Consider the following 19,063-nt stretch of genomic DNA (forward strand, 5'->3'; position numbering starts at 1 on the left):
ATCAGCCTTTGCGGGGCGTCAGCTGAAGGACTTTCCACACGAGCAGCTCGCCGTCGCGGTGGGGTTTTCAAAGGTGAAGCCCGCGCCTTCGAGGCCCGAGACGAAATCGACCGTCGTGCCGTAAAGATGCGGCAGGCTCGCCTCGTCGACGTAGACCTTCACGCCGTCCTTCTCGACGACGATGTCCTTCGGGTTCACGTCGGACACGAGGCCCATCATATATTTGAATCCGGCGCAGCCGCCGGCCTCGACCATGATGCGGAGCCCTTCGACCGGTTGGCCGGCGCCTTCGATCGCCTGGCGCACGGCGTCGACGGCGTTGTCTGTCAGCTGGATCATGGTCTGGGTTTCCTGTCGAAAGGACCTGTCTCGACAGACGTTTCGCAAACCCCGTGCCATATGATAATTAATTGATTTAATGCGCTTTTTTCTGGCGTCAGAGGGTTGTCGGCAATCCGTCAAATGTCGGGAAGGCGACAATGGCCGACCGTTTGAAAGAGCGTGGGTTTTCCGTGCTTTCCGAAGACCGGGCGGCCGCTCTTCAGGCCGTGCGGGAGGCGTCGCGCCTGATGCGCGCGAGCGCGCTTTCGCCGGTCTCCTCGCCGAAGCAGGAGTCGAAGTCGCCGCACTCGCGGCAGCTTGGCGCCGTGCACAGGGTGAAGCCCTCCATCGCGCAGAGCTGGCGGTAGAAGAACTTCTTCCATTTCATGTTTTCGACATTGCGCGCGGCGAGGGCCGGGTAGCGCTGGAGCATGAGGCGCGTCAGCTCATCGCGCGCGAGCAGGCCGAGATCCTGCCACAGATGCGTGTCGGACAATGAACGCCGCGTCATCATGTCGGTGAGCCACGCGGCTTCCGCGGAGGCGTCGGCCTGATGCGCGCGCAGGAGCCCGCGCAGCTGCTCCTCCTCGTCGTCGAAGGAGGCCTCGCGCGGCTCGGCGGAAAGATCGACGCAGGCGCGGGCGCCCGGCAGCCACCGGGCGACAAGCTCGGCGAGCGCGTCGGCGCCAAGGCCGAGCGCGCGCTCGAGCGGCTCGCCGCGCGTCGCGGCCTCGCTCAGGCTGACGGCGAGAATGCAGGCGAAGACATGGGCGCTGAAGGGGTCGCGGCGCGCCGCTTCGCCGGGCGAGTCGCTGACGCGCCAGTAGAAGTCGGCGGCGCCTGGCGCGTCGCCGTCAGGAAGCGGGGCGGGCGGGCCCGCGGGCGTCGCCTCCGCCGTCGTCGTCGCGCCGGCGCCCATGGCCTCAGGCCGACAGCGCGTCGGCGCTCACATGGGTCTGGCAGTTCTTGGGACAGACCTTGGAGCAGGCGTTGCAGCCGATGCAGTCCTGCGGGCTGTCGACGGCCATGATCTTGCGGTTGAGCTCGCCGTCGAAATCGTCGTCGTCGTCGTCGTCCTTCGAGACGGCGCCGAGGATCTCGCCCTCGTCATTGACGCCGTAAAGCGCCATGACGCCCTGCGGACAGACCTTGAAGCAGCGGCCGCAGCCGATGCAGGTGACGGGGTCGATCTCGGTCAGGTACTGCGGCGTCCAGGCCGAGCCGCCGCGGGTCTTGAACTCGGCCATCACGCGTCCTCCAGGGCTTTCAACCGGGCGCGCGCGTCCTCGAGCGCCTGATAGGCGGCGTAGGTCTGGTCGGCGACGTCCTTGATGGTGGTCCAGTTGATCGGCAGATCCTCGGACAGATCGTGCAGGGCCATTTTCATCGTGACCGCTTTGGACGAGAGCTTCTTGATCTCGGCCTTGACTTCGTCGATGGAGCTCACGTCATCCTCCATGGGTTGCGCGCGCCGGAGCTTTCGGACGCGGCAAGGGGTTCGGCCGAAAGCTCTCCTTCAGCCGGTTTTCGCGGTGCGAACGCGGGGCGGTCGGAGGACGGGCGTCGCCGCCCGTCCCTCAGCGCGTCAGTATTTGGCGACCTCGGGGAATTTCTCGATCATGTCGATTCCCTGCTGGACGTATTTCGTCCCTTCCTCGGCGAGCTTTTCGAGCGTGAGGAAGCCGAAGCGATGGACGTCGCGCAGCTGCTTGTTGACGACGATGAGGCGCCCCGCCATCAGCACCTGGCGGCCGAAGCCTTCGTGGCTCATCTTCATCATCGGCGACACCATGCAGCCGGTGGCGCGCTCGATGGCGAGACCGACGGCGTTGAAGAACAGCTCCACGCGCCACAGGATTTCCGGGTCGGGATCGCCGATGATCGGCAGCGCCTTGCGCGCCTCCTTGTCGACGACATAGGGGGCGAGGAGGTCAAGATCGCTCTTGCCGTCCCAGGCGCCGTGCGTGTCCTGCGCGCGCCACTGCTTGATGAGCTCCTTGATGAAAGGAGCGTCGATTGCCGCGGTCTCCGCGACGGCCGCCTCGCTCATGATTTAAACCTCTTCTTCGTCGAATTCGAACTTGCGCTCCTGGCCCTTGCTGACGACCTTGCGCAGCCATGGGGGCGGAGAACCTTTCAGGACGTCCTGAAGCTTGCCGAGGAGATCGGTGATCTCTTCGGGCTGATTGACCTTCATCGGATGGATGTTCTGGGCGACGACGCGCGCCGCGCCCGAACCGCCGATCGCCGCGACATAGAGGATCGCGCAATCCTTGATGGCTTCGAGCTTGGGCTGCAGCTTGTCTTCGTTGCCGTCCTCCTGCAGGTCTCCCTGGAAGGCGTGCGATTCGACGAAGGAATAGCCGTCCGCCGTCACGTCGTAGATGGCGATGTTTTTCGCCCATCCGAAGTGGGCGTCGACCCGCTTCAGATCCTGGGTTGCGAAACCGACTTTCATGACGCCTCCACTGTCTCAGATCTGCCTCGACCGCCGCCCACGCGACGCGTCGTCTAATGCGCCGGACGCGCCGCGACGGGATCGCCGGCGTCGGAGGGTCTGGCGTCGAGCGGCCAGCTGTCCGGCGTCGGTTCGTGCGCGTCGGCGATGAACAGATTGCCGATCTCGAAAATGAGATCGCGCGATCCGCGGTAGCCGACCTGCGTCTGATGCGCGGCGCCGAGCCGGTCGAACATCGGAAGGCCCGCGCGATGGAACGGAATCTTCAGCCGTTCGGCGGCCTGCCGGCCATGCGAATGGGTGACGAGAAGGTCGCAGCCCGCCGCCGCGGCCTCAAGGTCCTCGAGATCGCCGATCAGCACCGTGTCGACCGCAATGCGCTCGAGCACCGGAGATTCGGTCGTCGTCACGGCCGCTTCGATCTTGCAGCCGAGATCGGTCATCCAGCCGGCGATGTTGTAGAGCAGGTCGGGCTCGGCGCCGATGGCGACGCGCTTGCCGCCGAAGAAGAAATGCCCGTCCAGCATGGCGTCGACCAGCTGGCCGCGCTGGCGGCGATATTTGAGCGGAACCGGGCGGCCGCTGACCTCGGCCAGAACGGCCATCAGCTCGTCGTTCGGCGCGAGCCCGGTCAGCCGGTCGAACAGGCGGAAGGGCACGCCGGTCCGCTTTTCGAGCAGTTCGGCCGGGGCGCGCATCTGCTCGCCGAGCGCAAGGGTGAAGATCGCCCGGTTCATCGTGCGGATGTCGCTCACCGAGGCGCCGCCTAGCGTCGTCGGGGTGAAGTCGTCCGGGATGTGGCCGTCGAGCGAGCCGGCGACGTCCGGCACGAAATAGGGCAGGAGGCCGAAATCCTCGCAGATCGTGCGGAATTCGTCGAGGTCGCCGGGCGTCAGGTGGCAGCCGGGCAGCACGTTGACGCGGCGCGGATCCTTGACCGCGTTCGTCGGATCGTCGGGCGCGAACGCTTCAATGAGCTTGACCACGGTCTTCGGCCAGCCGTCCTGGAACGCGTCCTTGAAGTCCGGCGTCGAGACATAGACGAGCCCGACGTCGTCGAGTTCCGGATGTTTCTGGCGGATCAGCTTGATGTAGCCTTCGACGTCGTCGCCCTTCGTCTCCGTCACGCCCGTCGAGCAGATGCCGATCAGCGCCGGCTTGCCTTTCTTGCAGATGTTGACGATGCCCTGCTCGACGTTTTCGAGGCCGCCGAGAACGGTCGCGACCTCGCTCATCGCCGTGGTCTGCAACGGGATCGCCTCGCGGAAATGACGCACCAGCAGCACGAGCCCGAAGGACGTGCAGCCCTGTGAGCCATGCAGCATCGGCATGCAGTCCTTGACGCCCATGAAGGCCATGGCGGCGCCCATCGGCTGGCTCATCTTGAGCGGATTGACCGTGCAGGATTTCGACGATTTGCGCACCGTGGCCATGGGGCTTCTCCCTTATTCCGCGGCGATCGGCAGGGCGGCCGGCGCCGGAGCGTCGAACCCAGCGAAGGGATCGACCGGCGTGTCCTCCCAGGGCGCGAGGCGGCGCGCCTGCTCCCAGACCGGGTTGGAGAGCGCCTTGTCGATCTCCTTGACGAGCTCGACCATGCCGACATAGCCCATATAGGCGTGGTGACGCTCCTGGTTGATGTCGAGCCAGGGCATCTTGGCCTTGAGCGCGATGAACTGCGAACGGCCGCCCGACAGCATGATGTCGGCCTTGGCGTCCTTCAGCATGCGATACATTTCACGCGGCGTCATGTCGTCGATCATATGGGCGTCCTGGCCCATCAGCTCCTTGATCTTCTCCTTGTCCTCCTTGGTCGATTTCTTGACGCTCGTGCCGACCAGCTCGCAGCCGGCCTCCTGCAGCGCCGCCACGACCGACCAGGACTTCACGCCGCCCGTGATGAGCAGCACCTTCTTGCCCTTGAGGCGCTCCTTGTAGGGCGCGATGCCGGCCCAGGCCTTGGCCTCCTCCCGCGCGATGAGCGCCTCCGTGCGCTCCATCAGCTCGGCCGGCGCGCCCTTCTCGATGAGCAGCTTGGAAATCTCGCGCAGCGCGTCGCTGGTGTCCTCGATGCCGTAGAAGGAGCCTTCGAAGAAGGGAATGTCGTAGCGCTCGTCCATCTTGCGGGCGACGTTGATCATCGCCTTGGAGCAGACCATCATCGCCGCCTTGGCGCGATGCGACTGGGCGACTTCCTTGTATTTCGCGTCGCCCGAGATGCAGGACAGGATGCGGACGCCGAGCTCGTCGAGCAGCGGCTTCACCTGCCACAATTCGCCGGACAGATTATATTCGCCGATGATGTTGATGTCGTAAGGCGTCGTATAGTCGGGCTCGATCGTGCCGATGACATGGTCGAGGATCGCCTCGCCGGCGAGCTTGTTGCCGAGATTCTTGGGGCCGACGAAGCCCGGCGAGATGACCGGCACGACCGGCTTGTTGAACTTCGCCGCGGCGGCCTTGCAGACGGCGCCGATGTCGTCGCCGATCATGGCCGGAACGCAGGTCTGGTACACGAACACCGCCGGGGGATCATATTTCTCGATGATCTCCCTGATCGACTTGAAGAGGCGCTTCTCGCCGCCGAAGATGACGTCCGTTTCGTTGATGTCGGTGGTGAAGCCCGTGCGATAGAGGGTCGAGCCCGAGGATTTCGCGCCGCGATTGTCCCAGGAGTTGCCCTCGCAGGCGATGGGGCCGTGCACGAGGTGGGCGACGTCGGTGATGGGCTGCAGCGCGATCTTGGCGCCGTCGAAGGCGCAGCCGCCGGCGGCCGCGCCGGGCTGCAGCTGCTTGGTGCAGCCCTTCTTCTTCTCCTTCTCGGATTTGCCCTGGTTCTTCCCGCATCCCGGCTCGTTGAACACGTCCTGAATCTTGGCGGACAGATCACTCATGCGGACCTCCTTCGACTACGAGCCGCGGCGCTTCGGGCAGGCTCCGGAAGCGCCCGTCGATCAGACCATGTGGATGCAATTGCAGGTCCAATTTCCCGCTCCGCCGGAGAGCGCGCCCGCGGAGCGGGAAATTGGATCGATAAAGCGCGAACGCGGCGGCAGGGCCGCCGCGTCGCCTTGGCTTAGCGGATGATGTCGAAGCTGTAGTCGGACTTCGCGACGACGTTGGTGTTGCGGTCGATCTCGTCGAAGATCTTGTCGAGGATCCAGACCAGAACGTTCATGCCGCCCTGATAGCCCCACACCGGATAGCGGTGGTAGTGGTGGCGATCGAAGACCGGGAAGCCGATGCGGATCAGCGGAGTGCCCGTGTCGCGCTCGAGATATTTGCCGTAGGTGTTGCCGATCAGGAAGTCGACCGGCTCCGTGAACAGCAGCGAGCGCATGTGCCACAGGTCCTTGCCGCCGTAGGCGTGGCAGTTCTTGCCGAAGGGCGAGGCGTCGAGCTCGGCCTGCACGCGCGCTTCCCAGGCGCGGCTGCCGTTGGTGGCGAGGACATGGGTCGGCTCGGCGCCCATCTCCATCAGGAAGCGCATGAGGCCGAGGCAGAGGTCCGGGTCGCCGTAGATGGCGAATTTCTTGCCGTGGATGTGGGCGCTCGAATCGGCCATGGCGTCGACGAGGCGGCCGCGCTCGCGGGTCAGCTCGTCGGAGATCGGCTTGCCGCTGATGCGCGAGATCGCCATCAGGAACTCGTCGGTGCCCTTGACGCCGACCGGATGGTTGAGGTTGACGACTTCCTGGCCATGGGCCTCGACCAGCTTCGACGTCTTCTCCGTGCAGTATTCCTGCATGAAGATCGTCGCCTTGGCGTTCAGCGCGGCTTCGGTCTCGGCGATGGTCGTGCCGCCGTCATACATGCGGAATTCGCCGTCGGTCGGGGTGTCCCACACGTCGCTGTTGTCGCAGACGATCGTATGGTCGACGTCCATCGACTTGAAGATGCGCTTGATCTCGCGCAGGTTGCCGACGGTGTAGCCGTCGAAGCCGCCGACGAAGTTGATCGACTCGTTGGGCTCGCGCTTGAGAACGGGCGCCGTGCCGGCCTTTCCGTCCCAGAAATGCTCGAAGATGCCCTTCATGACGTTGTCGTAGCCGGTGATGTGGCTGCCGACGAAAGCCGGGGTGTGCGCGAAGGGAACGTCGTACTCCTGCGGAACGGAGCCCTTCTCCTTGGCGGTCTTGATGAAGGCGTTCAGGTCGTCGCCGATGACTTCCGCCATGCAGGTCGTCGACACCGAGATCATCTTCGGCTTGTACATATTATAAGTGTTGGCGAGGCCGTCGATCATGTTGTTGAGGCCGCCGAACACCGCCGCGTCCTCGGTCATCGAGGAAGAGACGCAGGACGTCGGCTCCTTGAAGTGGCGCGAGAAGTGCGACCGGTAATAGGCGACGCAGCCCTGCGAGCCGTGAACGAAGGGGATCGTGCCTTCAAAGCCGACAGCCGCGAACACCGCGCCGAGCGGCTGGCAGGCCTTGGCCGGGTTGACCGTCAGGGCTTCGCGGGCGAAGTTCTTCTCGCGATATTCCTGCGTCTTCGTCCATTCGCGGACGCGCTCGGTCTCGGCGTCGCCGACGTGGTTCTCGAAGTTCTTCTTCTTGTTCTCGAACATCTCCACATATTCCGGCTGCCGGAACAAATTGAAATGGTCGAGAACGTTGTCAGGATTCTGTGGCATGTTGAAACCCTTGTAGTTCCGGAGTCGGGCGGAGCGGCGCTCCCTCTGGAGGAGGAAGCGCCGTCGTCAGTCAGGCCGCCCAGGGGGCCTTCGTCATTTTCCAGACCGGCGAGTTGATCGCCATATCCATGTCGCGAGCGAAGATCGCGAAGCCGTCGTAGCCGTGATAGGGGCCCGAGTAGTCCCACGAATGCATCTGACGGAAGGGCACGCCCATCTTCTGGAAGACGTACTTCTCCTTGATGCCCGAGCCGACGAGGTCAGGCTGGATCTTCTCGACGAACTTCTCGAACTCGTAGCCCGTCACGTCGTCGTAGATCAGCGTGCCGTCCTTCACATAATGGGTGGTGCGCTGATAGTCGTCGTTGTGGCCGAACTCGTAGCCGGTGCCGACGATCTCCATGCCAAGGTCTTCGTAAGCGCCGATGACGTGGCGCGGACGCAGGCCGCCGACGAACAGCATGACCGTCTTGCCTTCGAGGCGCGGACGATACTTCGCGATCACCGCGTCCATCAGCGGACGATATTTGGCGATGACGCGCTCGGCGCCGTCCTTGATCTTGTCGTCGAAGTGGCTGGCGATCTTGCGCAGCGACTCTTCGATCTTGGTCGGACCGAAGAAATTATACTCGACCCACGGAATACCGTACTTTTCTTCCATGTGGCGCGAGATATAGTTCATCGAACGGTAGCAGTGCAGAACGTTCAGCTTCGCCTTGGGCGTCGCCTCAAGCTCCGCGATCGTGCCGTCGCCCGACCACTGGGCCGTCACGCGCAGGCCCATCTCCTCGAGAAGGATGCGCGAGGACCAGGCGTCGCCGCCGATGTTGTAGTCGCCGATGATCGCGACGTCATAGTCCGTCGGCTCGAAGCGGGCGGGCTTGCCCTCCTGCTTGTCGAACACCCAGTCGCGGACGGCGTCGTTGGCGATATGGTGGCCGAGCGACTGCGAGACGCCACGGAAGCCTTCGCAGCGGACCGGCACGATCGTATGGCCGTCATACTGCTTGGTCTTCTGCTTGGAGACGGCTTCGATGTCGTCGCCGATGAGGCCGATCGGGCACTCGGACTGGACGGTGATGCCCTTGTTGAGCGGGAACAGCTCCTGGATCTCGTCCATGATCACGGCGAGCTTCTTGTCGCCGCCGAACACGATGTCCTTCTCCTGGAAGTCGGAGGTGAACTGCATCGTGCCGAAGGTGTCGACGCCGGTGGTGCCGATGTAATAGTTGCGGCGCGAAGCCCAGGAGTACTGGCCGCAGCCGACCGGGCCGTGCGAGATGTGGATCATGTCCTTGATCGGACCCCACACCACGCCCTTCGAACCGGCGTAGGCGCAGCCGCGGATCGTCATCACGCCGGGAATCGACTTGATGTTCGACTTGACGCCGCAATCCGGCTTGCCCTTTTCGAACGTGCCCAGATGCTTGGCGCGTCGCTTGGCGGTCTTTTCCGGATAGACTTCAAGCACCTCTTTGATGAGGGCCTTGTTCCGGGCCTTGATGTCTTCGATTGATTCTGCTGGCGCCAGGCTCATGGTCGCACCTTTCAAAACCGGTTGGATCGGGGGATTGGCGCCGGCTTCTCGCGAAGCCGGCGCCTGGCCTTCAGGATCAGGCCGTCAGCTCGGCGGCCGTCTTGCCGACCTGCGACTCGTCGACGGCCTTCATGATGCCGTGCTCCATGAGCAGGTCTTCGAGCTCGTCCATCGTGATCGGGGTCGGGATGATGCCGTTGCCCTTGTTCGCGTGGACCTTGGTGGCGAGCGAACGATAGTGCTCGGCCTGCTTGGAGTCCGGGGCGTACTCGATGACCGTCATGCGGCGCAGCTCGGCGTGCTGCACGATGTTGTCGCGCGGCACGAAGTAGATGAGCTGGGTGCCGAGCTTCTTCGCCAGCGACTCGGCGAGCTCATATTCCTTGTCCGTCTGGCGCTCGTTGCAGACCAGGCCGCCGAGACGCACGCCGCCGGAGTTGGCGTACTTCAGAATGCCCTTCGAGATGTTGTTGGCCGCATACATGGCCATCATCTCGCCGGACATGACGATGTAGATTTCCTGGGCCTTGTTCTCACGGATCGGCATGGCGAAGCCGCCGCAGACCACGTCGCCAAGAACGTCATAGGAAACGTAGTCGACGCCGTCATAAGCGCCGTTCTCCTCGAGGAAGTTGATCGAGGTGATGACGCCGCGGCCGGCGCAGCCGACGCCCGGCTCCGGACCGCCCGACTCGACGCAACGGATGTCGCGGAAGCCGACCTTCATGACGTCTTCGAGTTCGAGATCCTCGACCGAACCAGCCTCGGCGGCGAGGCTGAGGATGGTGTCCTGGGCCTTGGCATGAAGGATCAGGCGGGTCGAGTCAGCCTTGGGGTCGCAGCCGACGATAAGGATTTTCTGGTCCATGCCGGCGAGGGCCGCCAGGGTGTTCTGGGAGGTCGTCGACTTGCCGATGCCTCCCTTGCCGTAGAAAGCGATTTGCCGCAGATCAGACTCAGACATTGTTTGCTCCTTGATCCCATTCATGTCCGTCGACGCCCGGTGACGTTCGCCGACAGCCTTTGTGCTGGTGACGTCGCGCGGCTCGGGCGTCGAAGCGCGTTTCCCGAGGTGTGGCCTTGCGGCTACCGCCCGCCTTACGCAGACCCTGTTGAGCAAGGGGCGTGCCACGCCCGATAAAATCTTTTATCCTATTGAAAATAAACATGAAAAAAAATCAAAACCAGGCATTTTTCGTCTTGTGCGAAAGGCGACATTCCTGTCGTCATTCGCTGGAAACGAACAGCGGACGTAAATAATTCCGGGCCGGTTTCGTCCATCGCCGCCGCATCCCTGGCCGATTGGCGGGAAAGTGACGCGCGAGGGGTGGTCCGGTATGCGACTTGCACGCTTGCGGCAGGGCCGGAACATGGGAGATGTGACTATGCAGATCGGCGTTGAAACGTCGCGCGCCGTCGAAAACAAACGCATCTTCGTCGTCGACGACGACGAGATCACGCGCGCCGTGCTTCAGTTCATGCTGCACGACGAAAACGAGACGCATGAGGTCGAATCCTTCGAGCGCGCCCTCGAAAAGACGCCCGACGGCAAGCCGGATCTTCTCATCGTCTCCGGCGCGATGGCGGTGGCTCGGGGCGTCTCGATCGTCGCCGAGCTGAAGGAAAAGATTCCGGGCGTCAAAATTCTGGTCGTCGTCGAATCGACCAGCGACGAAAACGGCAAGCAATGTCTGAAGGCGGGCGCGAACAGCCTGTTGTCGAAGCCGCTCAAGGTCGAGACCGTGCGCGAGCGCGTCGACGTGCTGCTCGGCCGGCGCGCGGGCTTCGCGTTGCCGCTCACCGTGCTCAAGACCTCCTGACGCCGCGCGCGGCGCTTCGGCTCCGCGCCGAAAACGCGCGCCGGCTTGGGCGCATGAATCAAAAACGCCGGACGGGGAGCCGTCCGGCGTTCTGGTTCAGGGCCGAGGCGCCGTGCGGACGACGCTCAGGCGATCGAGGCGAGCTCCGGGCTGCCGGCCGCGCCCGCCGTCAGTTTCGCGACAAAATCTTCAACCGACATGTCGATGCGCGCGATGTTCTGCTCTGCGAGGAAGCGTTCTTCGTTCTTCGTCGGCGTTCCGGGCAGCACCGCCCAATGCCGGTCCGAGGAGCGCTTCATGATCTGGCGCGCGAAGCTGCGTTCGAGCTGGTTGGCGAAGCGGCAGCCGACGAACAGGAAGCTCTTGCCGCGGCGGATCGACTGCACCGCTTCGGGGATCGGCGTCTGGATGTCGATTTCGGTCAGAACCTCGACATAGTCCGAATCCGACACGATGAAGTTGCCGCCGGGCGACACGCCCCCGAGCGGCTGGTAGAGCAGGGTGCTCCATTTGAGCGTCTCTTCGGGCGCGTCGGCCGGCGCCTTGGCCCCGGAGCCGTCCTGAATGCGCTCGACGCCCGGAATGTTCGAGCCGTCCGGCCTGTAATATTGCACCCATTCGCCGAAATGTTCGGACTGGCTCGCGCCCTGCGCGATTCCCCAATTGTCGCGGACCTTGAGCGCCTTCTGCAGGAGGTCGTCGTACCAGGCGTTGACGAGCAGGGGCAGCTTCGGCCGCGCGGCGAGCCATTTGTGGAAGTCGCTCGGCTCGGCGTCGACCGCAAAAGCCTTGGTCATGACCGCGACGATGGTCTTGCGATGTTTGAAGTTCTCGATGAACTGGGCGGCCGCGGTCAGATTGTTGCGGATCTTGTGCGGAACCGTCGCGGCGGCGGTGAGCTGGGCGACAAGCGCCTCCGGCGACGACGGAGGCGCGGAGGCGCCGGCGAGCGCCAGAACGTCGGGCCCAAGATAGGGAATGAGTTCGCCGCGATCCATCGCCGCGAGAATGTCGTCGATCATGCTGCTTCTCCTGCGTGGCGCGGCGAGGGGACGCTTACTGAAGCGTCGCGGCCTTGACGGCCTCGAATTCGTCGGTCGACAGGCGGAACACGCCGCGCCCGCCCGAAAGCGCTTCGAAGTGGACGTTCGGCAGGTTGCTCAGGCGCTCGAACCAGGCCTGCGCGCCGAGGCCCGCCGGGCGCTCGCCGATCTCCATGACGGTGCCGTCCGGCGCGAAACGGACATGCAGGATGAACGTTTTCGACGCGGCGGCTTCGATCTGCTCAGTCATTTGCGTTTGCCTTTCCCTTTGGTCTGGCGCGGGAGGCGAGGCTGGCGCCGCCCGGCCGTGACGATCCTGCGATCAGACGAAGCTCAGAACCTCGACGGTCACCGGCTCGGTCCCAAACAGCACCTGGCAGGCGAGGCGGGATTTGGAGCCGACGCCGACGATCGAGTCGAGCTTCTCGTTCTCGGTCTTGGTCATCTTCGAGACGCCCTTGCGTCCTTCGAGGAGGAAGATGTGGCAGAGGCCGCATTTGGCGTTGCCGCCGCATTTCGTGACGATCTTCTCGCCGGCGGCGATGAGGGCGTCGAGGATCGACGTGCCCTCGGCGGCTTCATATGTCTTGCCTGAAGGCTTTATGGTCAAAAGCGGCATTTCATGCTCCTGTTGTCGTGATGTCGGGCGAGGCGGCTCAGTAAATGGCCGCGCCGGCGCCGACGTTGATGGACGCGTCCTTCATCGTGCCGACGATGAAGGCGACGTGTTCTTCCGTCAGGTGGGCGTGGAACGGCAGCGCGACGGCGCGGTCGGCCACTTTCTCTGTGACGAAGAAGTCGCCGCGTCGATATCCCATGTCGAAATAGCGACGCTGCAGATGAAGCGGATGAGAATAGGCCGCCGCTTCGATCATTTCGTTCTTGAGGTCGTCCACGATGGAGTCGCGGCTCGAGCGCGAGAAGCGCGTGCCGAGATGGACGACGTAAAGAAACCAGTGAACCTCATCGACGTCGGGCGCGATGTAGGGGTCCTTGATGCCCTCGAAGGAGCGCATGTAGTCGGCGTAATAGGCCTCGACCGTCTTGCGCCGTTCGAGCAGCACGTCGAGCCGGCCCAGCTGCGCGAGGCCGAGCGCCGCCTGCACGTCGCTCATCTGCGACTGGAGCGGCGGGTAGGCGCTGATCACCACCGACGCGCGCTCTTCGAGACGGCGCGAGCGCAGGCGCCGGATGGCGTGGGCGCGGTCCTCGTCGTCCGTGACGACCATGCCGCCCTCGCCGCAGATGATGACGCCGGGCTGCGAGAAATCGAACACGGAGCAGTCGCCGAAGGAGCCGACCCTGGCGCCCTTGTAGACGGAGCCGATCGCCTCAGTGGAATCCTCGATGAGCGGCACGCCGGCGCCGTCGGCGAGTTCGCGCAGCGGCGCCCATGGGGCGGGATGGCCCGCCGGATTGCCGGCGACGATCATGCGCGTGCGCTCGGTGAGGCAGGCGGCCGCCTTGTCGGGCGCAAGCGCCCCCGTCCAGTAGTCGACGTCGGCGAAGACGGGACGCGCGCCGCAAAGCGCGATCGCATGCCCCGTCTCGCGGAAGGAGTGAGACGGGGCGATGACTTCGTCGCCCGGCTTGAGCCCGTAGGACTGCAGCGTGAGCAGCAGGCCGATCGTGCCGCTCGACACGGCGATCGCATGCTTGCGCCCGAGATAGGCGGCGAACGCCTTCTCGAACTCTTCGACGACCGGGCCGGCCGACATGCGCGGCGAAACCAGAACCTCGCGCACGGCGGAGGCTTCGATCTCCGACATGTCAGGGTCGGACAGCCATAGCCAGGTCGTGTCCATGATCTATGCTCCTTTGGCCGCCAGCACGAGGCCGGTCGCGGCGTCGAGCTGGGTCGTCAGCTTCCAGCAGTGATCGCGTCCGTCGAGCAGATAGAGGTCGCAGCGCTCGAAGGATTTGAACGGCGTTTCGTCGGCGACGTCCGACTGGTCACAACGATTGACGGAGACGCCGGGCAGCATGCGGCGCAGCTCGACGAGCGCCGCATGGTCCGCCGTCCGGCTCTGGAGAAATTCGCCGATCGCGGCGACGCTGTCGGGATCGAGGGCCATGGTCAGTCGCCGCTCAGGCGTTTGGCTTCGACCGTGATCGGCAGCGTGGTTTCCGGGCCCATTTCGGGCAGGGCGAGCTCCCAGCCGTTCCCCAGCGTGACGGAGCCGCCCCACATGTCCGGCTTCTCCATCTTCACGATCGGCTCCTCGAGGTCCTTCTTGGGGACGTAGAGCGAGAGAATGCCTTCGTGGCTCCTGCGGATCATGACTTTCATGCGGATCGCCTCTGTCTGTTCGTGTCAATGAATGACGGACGACAGGAAATGTCGATCCGCCGCGCGCAAGCTAGATTGGCGCGATCTCGTCCTCGAGGCAGCCGATCACCCGGCGCTCCCCGAATTCGACGAGATAGACGGGGGTTTCGGTCTCGACATGAGAGCCGACCTGCACGATCTCGCCGGGGTCGCCCGCGCGCGCCAGAAGCGCGTCGGCCGGTTGATCGGGATAGGAGCCGTCGTTGAAGAGATCGATGGTGGCGCGGACGCGCTGCCCCCAGTCGAATTTTCCCGGACCAGAACTCATGTCGCGCTCCCTTCTGAAATCTGCTTCGCCTTCGGCGGCGGAGCCTGGCTGATCATGTCGATCGGCTCGATCTCCTTGCGTTTCAGGCCGACGCGGTAGCCGGTCGAAACGAATTCGACGCCGTAGATGTAGAATTGCTGCAGAAAGGTGCCGATGCTGACGATGTAGCCTTCGTCGCCCTTTTTGCAGAGCACCTCGCCGACGTCCTTGCCCATGAAGGTGCCGTCGTTGCGCACGGTCTTCTTTGCGCGGACCTTCTGCCCGAAATTAAAGGCCGGCGGCGCGTTGAGCTCGACGACGTCGCTGTCCCGGCTGATGTTGGTCATCTTGACTCCTCCGCGGCGGGTCGTTCCTGGGATTGGCCCCGCCCGTCCTGACGATGCGCGGCCGGCGCAGGCTCCGCCGGCCACGCCGAAGGCGCGATAACGCGAAAGCCGGCGGCCGCGCCTGCGCCGCGCCCCGGCTCGCAGGCGCGGCCGAGCAGACGCTCGCGGGCGGCGTCGCGCACCAGCGGATCCTCGTCGTCGACAAGGCCGCGCACGACGTCAAGGTCGGCGCGCAGCGCGATCTCGTGGCGGACACGCCAGTCGGGATCGGCGCAAAGACGCAGCAGCCCGGCCGGCTCGAGCCGGCGCGCGGCTTCGAGCCGCACCATGGCTTCGGGGTCCGACGCGAGCCGGCCGAGCTGCTCGGGGGCGATGCGCGCGGCGACGACGCGGCGGACCTCGACGTCGGGGTCGCCGATCATGAGCACGAGCAGGTCGGGCGAAAGCTTGCGGGCGACATGCTGACGGACCAGATAATCCTGGTCGTCGATCATCGGCATGAGGTCCGCGCCGTCGAGCCGCTGCGCGACGCGGATGCGCACCTCGCGATGCGGGTCGGCGCGCAGCTTCAGGAGAAAGCGGTTCGGCAGGCGGCGCGCGGCGCTCCAGCGCACGGCCTCCTCCGGATCGTCGAGGAGCGGCGGCAGGTGGAACACGTCGGCGGCCTTGGCCGCGCAGGCGCGCACCTCGAAATAGGGATGCTTCAGATAGCCCTGCGCGAGGTCCGCGTTCCAGTCGAAGAAGCGGTCGACGCGGCGCGCGTAGCGGTCGTGGACGCAGGCTTTCAGCGGCTGGCAGCGCGAGCCCTTGCGCTCGAGATGGGCGCATGTCTCGCAAAGGACCGGCTCGCCGAGCCAGTCGAGCGCTTCGTCGATGTCAGTCTTCATCATCGGCGCCCATCCGGTCTGCGACGTCGAGGAGAAGCCCCGCGCCGACCTTGTCGGTCGGGTCGAGCTCGAGCAGCTTTCGCACGGCCTCACGCCCGGCCTCGATCTCGCCGATCCGCATGTTCAGATAGGCGTAGCCCTTCAGCGTGAAGGCGAAAAAGCGCGGCAGGACCGCCGCGAAGGAGCCGAAGTCGGCGTCCTCAGGCCGTACGGCGCGCCAGTCGTCCGGAAGGCCGAGCCCGGCGAGGGATTTGGCGAGGCAGGTCTTCGCGACGCCGAGCGCCTCGTTGAGGCGGCCCTTGTAGAAATAGAAACGGTAGAGTCCGATCAGCACGGCCGGGTGGCCGGGCGCCGCGTCGAGCGCCTCGAAGAGGAGCGTCTCGGCGAGGTCGCCCTGGTGGTAGGCCGCGCCCGCTTCGCGCAGACGGCGCTCCGCGGCGGGCGGCAGCCCCTCGCCCAGGATCGACGCTTCAAGGGCGTCGAGCTCAAGCGAGGAGGCCGTCGTGGCGGCTATGTCGTCTGTCGCGAACATCGCTGACCCGTCACTCGGCCGCGGGCGTTTCGGCGTCGGCCGGCGCGCTCGAGGAGCAGCCGCAGGACGACTTCTTGGGATCGATGAATTCGAATCCCGTCTTCTGCGGATTGTCGACGAAGTCGATCGTCACGCCTTCGAGCAGAAGGCGGCTTTCGGCCGGCAGGAACAGCTTCACGCCGTCCTGGGTGAAGACCTTCTCGTTCTCGGCGGGCGCCGGCTGCACGCTGAACTCGGCGGTCATGCCGGAGCAGCCGCCCGGGGCGACGAGCAGGCGCAGGCCCGAGCCCGGGCCGCCGTCGAACATGCACAGGCGACGGACGAATTTATGAGCCGCCGGGGTCATCGCGATGTTCATGACGTTCAGGCCTTCGCTTGATAGCGGGGAAGGGAGGTGTCGATGACGCAGGTGTTGTCGACCGGGCAGACCGCGACGCATTGCGGAATGTCAAAATAGCCGATGCACTCGGTGCACTTCTTCGGGTTGATGACGAAGGTGCCGTTCTTCTCGGAGATGGCGACGTTGGGGCATTCCGCCTCGCACGCCGAACATGACGTGCACTGCGAGGCGACGATCTTGTAGGTCATGGCTGCTTCCTTTCACTTGGCCGCGTCCTGATCGGCCGCGAATGGCGCCTGTTGGGGCGCGAGAGGGGCGCGCCGCGTTCCGCGCGCCCCTGTTGGTCGGCTACGCCGTGACGGGCGCGTAGGCGCCCTGGCGGATCGAGGCGTCGCCACGTTCGACATGCTCGATTTCGCCGGCGTTCACCTTGGAGATGTAGTCCTTGTAGTAGGCGATCGCGGACTGCTCGATGAACTCATAGGCGTACTGGTCGACGGGGTCGATGCCGGCCTCCTTCAGCGTGCCCTTCGGGCAGCCGCCGATCTTGGCGACGAACACCGCGTGGCAGTCGTTGATGGCGCGGATCACCGTCTCGAGCGCGTCCTCCTCGCCGTAGCCGCCCTGGCAGTAGAGGTCGACGCGGCGATGGCCGACGAACTTCGCGCCGCTGGTCGAGAGCTCGTAGACCTGGAACTCCTTGGCGTGGCCGAAATGCTCGTTGACGCGGCCGGAGCCCTTGGTGGCGACGGCGATCAGCATCTTGATGTCGGAAGCCGCGCCGGCGAGCGTCTCAAGCTCGGCCTTCTTGGCCTCGACCTTGGCGACGCGCTCCTCCTCGACCTTCGACTGGTAGGCGCGGCGCGACTCGAGGTCGTACTTGACCTCCATCTCCATGATCTTGTCGGTGGTGAACTCGGCGCTGCGGTCCTCGCCGAGCAGGCCGACGGCGTCGGCGCGGCACTGGCGGCAGTGCCGCATCATGTTCATCTCGCCTTCGCAGCTGTCCTGCAGGGCTTTCAGCTCCTGCGCGGTCGGGCCGCGCTGGCCGTTGAGGCCGAACACCGTGCCGTGCTCGGGCGCGGAGATCAGCGGCATGATGTTGTGCAGGAAGGCGCCGCGCGACTTCACCGCCTTGTTGACCTCGACAAGGTGCTTGTCGTTGACGCCGGGGATCATCACCGAGTTGATCTTGCACAGGATGCCGCGCTCGGTCAGCATCTCGAGGCCCTGCATCTGACGCTCGGTCAGGATCTTGGCGGCCTCGTAGCCGGTGACGCGCTTGTGGTTCCAGAAAATCCACGGATAGATCTGCGCGCCGATCTCGGGGTCGATCATGTTCACCGTGATGGTGACATGGTCGACGTTATACCTGGCGATCGTGTCGACATGGTCGGGCAGGGCGAGGCCGTTGGTCGACAGGCAGAGCTTGATGTCCGGGGCGGTCTTCGAGATCAGCTCGAAGGTCTTGAAGGTCTTCTCCGGGTTGGCCAGCGGGTCGCCGGGGCCCGCGACGCCAAGCACGGTCATCTGCGGAATGGTCGAGGCCACCGCGAGAACCTTCTTGGCGGCCTGCTCGGGCGTCAGCTTCTCCGAGACGACGCCGGGGCGCGATTCATTGGCGCAGTCATATTTGCGGTTGCAGTAGTTGCACTGGATGTTGCAGGCCGGGGCCACGGCCACATGCATGCGGGCGTAGTGGTGATGCGCTTCTTCGCTGTAGCAGGGATGGTTCTTCACCTTCTCCCAGATCTCGGGCGCGAGGTCGTTCTCGCCGGCGCCGGTGCCGCAGCTCGCCTTGCCGCTTCCGCCCGACGTGCCGCAACCCTTGTGCTCGGCGATCTTCTGCATGATGTCGTCGACGGCGGTCGTGTTTTCGACGTCATGTTCTGTAGGTTGATAGGCTTCTTCCATATCAGTTCCTCGCGGGTAGGCTCTGCGCCAGAACTTCAAGCCGCAGCTCGGCTCCGCGGCGAGGCCGCGCCGAGCAAAGCGCCGTGCGGAAAGGATTGCGCAACAAGCGTGCCATCGCCGGCTATTGGCGGAGGTGTCTGATATCGTTGTGTATTCTGTTCCATCTGGAATGATGTCGTTATGCTGACGTTTGTCTGAAACCGTATGCCGGCTTGTCAGCTATTCGACATTTGCAGCGGATCGGCGGGGTCGCGGAGCGACGGCGCAGGGGTAAGGACAGCGCCGCGCGGCGGACGCCGCATGATCTGAATCAAACGGGCGGACGCAGGATCAATCGGGCGGACGCGCTGCGGCCCGCCGCGGGGCTGACGCGGCGTCAGCCCGGGACGCGCGCGGCGGGCGCGCGCGCCGCATGGGTCTCGATCGCGCGGAGCGCGGCCTTCGCCACGACGCGGCCCGCCGGGTCGAGCCCGCTCCACGCCGCCTGCCGGGTGCGGGGGTCGATCTCGGCGACGATGTCGCCTTCGGCCACCTCCACGCCGTCGCGCGCGACGCCGACGAGCACGCCGTCGATGTCCGACGCGAGCGGCTCCCCCTCGCGTCCGTCCCCGACATGGCCGATGACGAAGCCGCGGAAGGCGCGCGCGCCGAG

At 64.9% G+C, this 19,063-nt stretch carries 25 protein-coding genes and 1 pseudogene; 1 reads left to right on the forward strand and 25 read right to left on the reverse strand.

The window, feature by feature from the left end; genetic code table 11:
* Positions 1 to 18: 18 nt before the first annotated feature.
* The 11 genes from ACILRB_RS13115 to nifH form a co-directional block, all read right to left on the reverse strand.
* A complete protein-coding gene (locus ACILRB_RS13115) occupies positions 19 to 339 on the reverse strand; it encodes a HesB/IscA family protein (RefSeq protein ID WP_395666739.1) in 321 nt (106 codons plus the stop codon).
* A gap of 202 nt (positions 340 to 541) precedes the next feature.
* Complete coding sequence (locus ACILRB_RS13120; protein ID WP_395666740.1) at positions 542 to 1,240, reverse strand: nitrogen fixation protein NifQ; 699 nt, start codon at positions 1,238 to 1,240, stop codon at positions 542 to 544.
* 4 nt (positions 1,241 to 1,244) lie between these two features.
* Entirely contained in the window at positions 1,245 to 1,568 is a 324-nt protein-coding gene (fdxB, locus tag ACILRB_RS13125; protein WP_395666741.1) for a ferredoxin III, nif-specific, read from the reverse strand.
* The gene (locus tag ACILRB_RS13130) at positions 1,568 to 1,768 is read right to left on the reverse strand and encodes a CCE_0567 family metalloprotein (RefSeq protein ID WP_395666742.1); all 201 of its coding nucleotides are present in this window, start codon (positions 1,766 to 1,768) and stop codon (positions 1,568 to 1,570) included. Before ACILRB_RS13130 ends, fdxB begins: the two co-directional genes overlap by 1 nt.
* 138 nt (positions 1,769 to 1,906) lie before the next feature.
* The gene (locus ACILRB_RS13135) at positions 1,907 to 2,371 is read right to left on the reverse strand and encodes a NifX-associated nitrogen fixation protein (RefSeq protein WP_395666743.1); all 465 of its coding nucleotides are present in this window, start codon (positions 2,369 to 2,371) and stop codon (positions 1,907 to 1,909) included.
* A 3-nt stretch (positions 2,372 to 2,374) separates the two neighbouring features.
* Positions 2,375 to 2,779 carry a nitrogen fixation protein NifX gene (nifX, locus tag ACILRB_RS13140; RefSeq protein WP_395666744.1) on the reverse strand — a complete coding sequence of 135 codons (405 nt, stop codon included), beginning with the start codon at positions 2,777 to 2,779 and terminating at the stop codon, positions 2,375 to 2,377.
* Between the two features lie 53 nt (positions 2,780 to 2,832).
* Positions 2,833 to 4,212 (reverse strand): nitrogenase iron-molybdenum cofactor biosynthesis protein NifN, encoded by a 1,380-nt coding sequence (gene nifN, locus ACILRB_RS13145; RefSeq protein WP_395666745.1) that lies wholly within the window; start codon positions 4,210 to 4,212, stop codon positions 2,833 to 2,835.
* Positions 4,213 to 4,224: 12 nt separating this feature from the next.
* On the reverse strand, positions 4,225 to 5,673 hold the full coding sequence (gene nifE, locus ACILRB_RS13150; RefSeq protein ID WP_395666746.1) for a nitrogenase iron-molybdenum cofactor biosynthesis protein NifE: 1,449 nt from the start codon (positions 5,671 to 5,673) through the stop codon (positions 4,225 to 4,227).
* A gap of 182 nt (positions 5,674 to 5,855) precedes the next feature.
* Entirely contained in the window at positions 5,856 to 7,415 is a 1,560-nt protein-coding gene (nifK, locus tag ACILRB_RS13155; protein WP_395666747.1) for a nitrogenase molybdenum-iron protein subunit beta, read from the reverse strand.
* A gap of 70 nt (positions 7,416 to 7,485) precedes the next feature.
* Entirely contained in the window at positions 7,486 to 8,952 is a 1,467-nt protein-coding gene (nifD, locus tag ACILRB_RS13160; protein ID WP_395666748.1) for a nitrogenase molybdenum-iron protein alpha chain, read from the reverse strand.
* A 76-nt stretch (positions 8,953 to 9,028) separates the two neighbouring features.
* On the reverse strand, positions 9,029 to 9,916 hold the full coding sequence (gene nifH, locus ACILRB_RS13165) for a nitrogenase iron protein (RefSeq protein ID WP_395666749.1): 888 nt from the start codon (positions 9,914 to 9,916) through the stop codon (positions 9,029 to 9,031).
* A 406-nt stretch (positions 9,917 to 10,322) separates the two neighbouring features.
* Here nifH and ACILRB_RS13170 point away from each other — a divergent pair, with 406 nt between their 5' ends.
* Entirely contained in the window at positions 10,323 to 10,772 is a 450-nt protein-coding gene (locus tag ACILRB_RS13170) for a response regulator (RefSeq protein WP_395666750.1), read from the forward strand.
* A 125-nt stretch (positions 10,773 to 10,897) separates the two neighbouring features.
* Here ACILRB_RS13170 and ACILRB_RS13175 read toward each other — a convergent pair whose 3' ends face one another.
* The 14 genes and pseudogenes from ACILRB_RS13175 to ACILRB_RS13240 form a co-directional block, all read right to left on the reverse strand.
* On the reverse strand, positions 10,898 to 11,794 hold the full coding sequence (locus tag ACILRB_RS13175; protein ID WP_395666751.1) for an SIR2 family NAD-dependent protein deacylase: 897 nt from the start codon (positions 11,792 to 11,794) through the stop codon (positions 10,898 to 10,900).
* Between the two features lie 34 nt (positions 11,795 to 11,828).
* On the reverse strand, positions 11,829 to 12,065 hold the full coding sequence (locus ACILRB_RS13180; protein ID WP_395666752.1) for a hypothetical protein: 237 nt from the start codon (positions 12,063 to 12,065) through the stop codon (positions 11,829 to 11,831).
* A gap of 72 nt (positions 12,066 to 12,137) precedes the next feature.
* A complete protein-coding gene (locus tag ACILRB_RS13185) occupies positions 12,138 to 12,434 on the reverse strand; it encodes a 2Fe-2S iron-sulfur cluster-binding protein (RefSeq protein WP_395666753.1) in 297 nt (98 codons plus the stop codon).
* Positions 12,435 to 12,471: 37 nt separating this feature from the next.
* Positions 12,472 to 13,620, reverse strand: a complete 1,149-nt coding sequence (locus ACILRB_RS13190) for a DegT/DnrJ/EryC1/StrS family aminotransferase (RefSeq protein ID WP_395666754.1) — start codon at positions 13,618 to 13,620, stop codon at positions 12,472 to 12,474.
* A gap of 3 nt (positions 13,621 to 13,623) precedes the next feature.
* Positions 13,624 to 13,890 (reverse strand): hypothetical protein, encoded by a 267-nt coding sequence (locus ACILRB_RS13195; RefSeq protein WP_395666755.1) that lies wholly within the window; start codon positions 13,888 to 13,890, stop codon positions 13,624 to 13,626.
* Positions 13,891 to 13,892: 2 nt separating this feature from the next.
* On the reverse strand, positions 13,893 to 14,105 hold the full coding sequence (nifT, locus tag ACILRB_RS13200) for a putative nitrogen fixation protein NifT (protein ID WP_395666756.1): 213 nt from the start codon (positions 14,103 to 14,105) through the stop codon (positions 13,893 to 13,895).
* A gap of 70 nt (positions 14,106 to 14,175) precedes the next feature.
* Positions 14,176 to 14,412: a nitrogen fixation protein NifZ gene (locus ACILRB_RS13205; RefSeq protein ID WP_395666757.1), complete on the reverse strand. Its 237-nt coding sequence runs from the start codon at positions 14,410 to 14,412 to the stop codon at positions 14,176 to 14,178.
* Entirely contained in the window at positions 14,409 to 14,738 is a 330-nt protein-coding gene (locus ACILRB_RS13210; protein ID WP_395666758.1) for a nitrogen fixation protein NifZ, read from the reverse strand. The genes ACILRB_RS13205 and ACILRB_RS13210 overlap by 4 nt, the downstream gene beginning before the upstream one ends.
* Positions 14,735 to 15,625 carry a 4Fe4S-binding leucine-rich repeat protein gene (locus ACILRB_RS13215; RefSeq protein WP_395666763.1) on the reverse strand — a complete coding sequence of 297 codons (891 nt, stop codon included), beginning with the start codon at positions 15,623 to 15,625 and terminating at the stop codon, positions 14,735 to 14,737. Before ACILRB_RS13215 ends, ACILRB_RS13210 begins: the two co-directional genes overlap by 4 nt.
* Positions 15,615 to 16,157, reverse strand: a complete 543-nt coding sequence (locus ACILRB_RS13220) for a hypothetical protein (protein ID WP_395666759.1) — start codon at positions 16,155 to 16,157, stop codon at positions 15,615 to 15,617. Before ACILRB_RS13220 ends, ACILRB_RS13215 begins: the two co-directional genes overlap by 11 nt.
* 10 nt (positions 16,158 to 16,167) lie before the next feature.
* A complete protein-coding gene (locus ACILRB_RS13225; protein WP_395666760.1) occupies positions 16,168 to 16,515 on the reverse strand; it encodes a HesB/IscA family protein in 348 nt (115 codons plus the stop codon).
* Between the two features lie 5 nt (positions 16,516 to 16,520).
* The gene (locus ACILRB_RS13230; RefSeq protein ID WP_395666761.1) at positions 16,521 to 16,745 is read right to left on the reverse strand and encodes a 4Fe-4S dicluster domain-containing protein; all 225 of its coding nucleotides are present in this window, start codon (positions 16,743 to 16,745) and stop codon (positions 16,521 to 16,523) included.
* 100 nt (positions 16,746 to 16,845) lie between these two features.
* Positions 16,846 to 18,348, reverse strand: coding sequence for a nitrogenase cofactor biosynthesis protein NifB (gene nifB / locus ACILRB_RS13235; protein WP_395666764.1), 1,503 nt, complete (start codon positions 18,346 to 18,348; stop codon positions 16,846 to 16,848).
* A gap of 439 nt (positions 18,349 to 18,787) precedes the next feature.
* Positions 18,788 to 19,063, reverse strand: a pseudogene (locus tag ACILRB_RS13240) (xanthine dehydrogenase); the annotation flags it as partial.

The sequence above is a fragment of the Methylocella sp. genome (assembly GCF_044226135.1).
GTDB lineage: Bacteria > Pseudomonadota > Alphaproteobacteria > Rhizobiales > Beijerinckiaceae > Methylocapsa.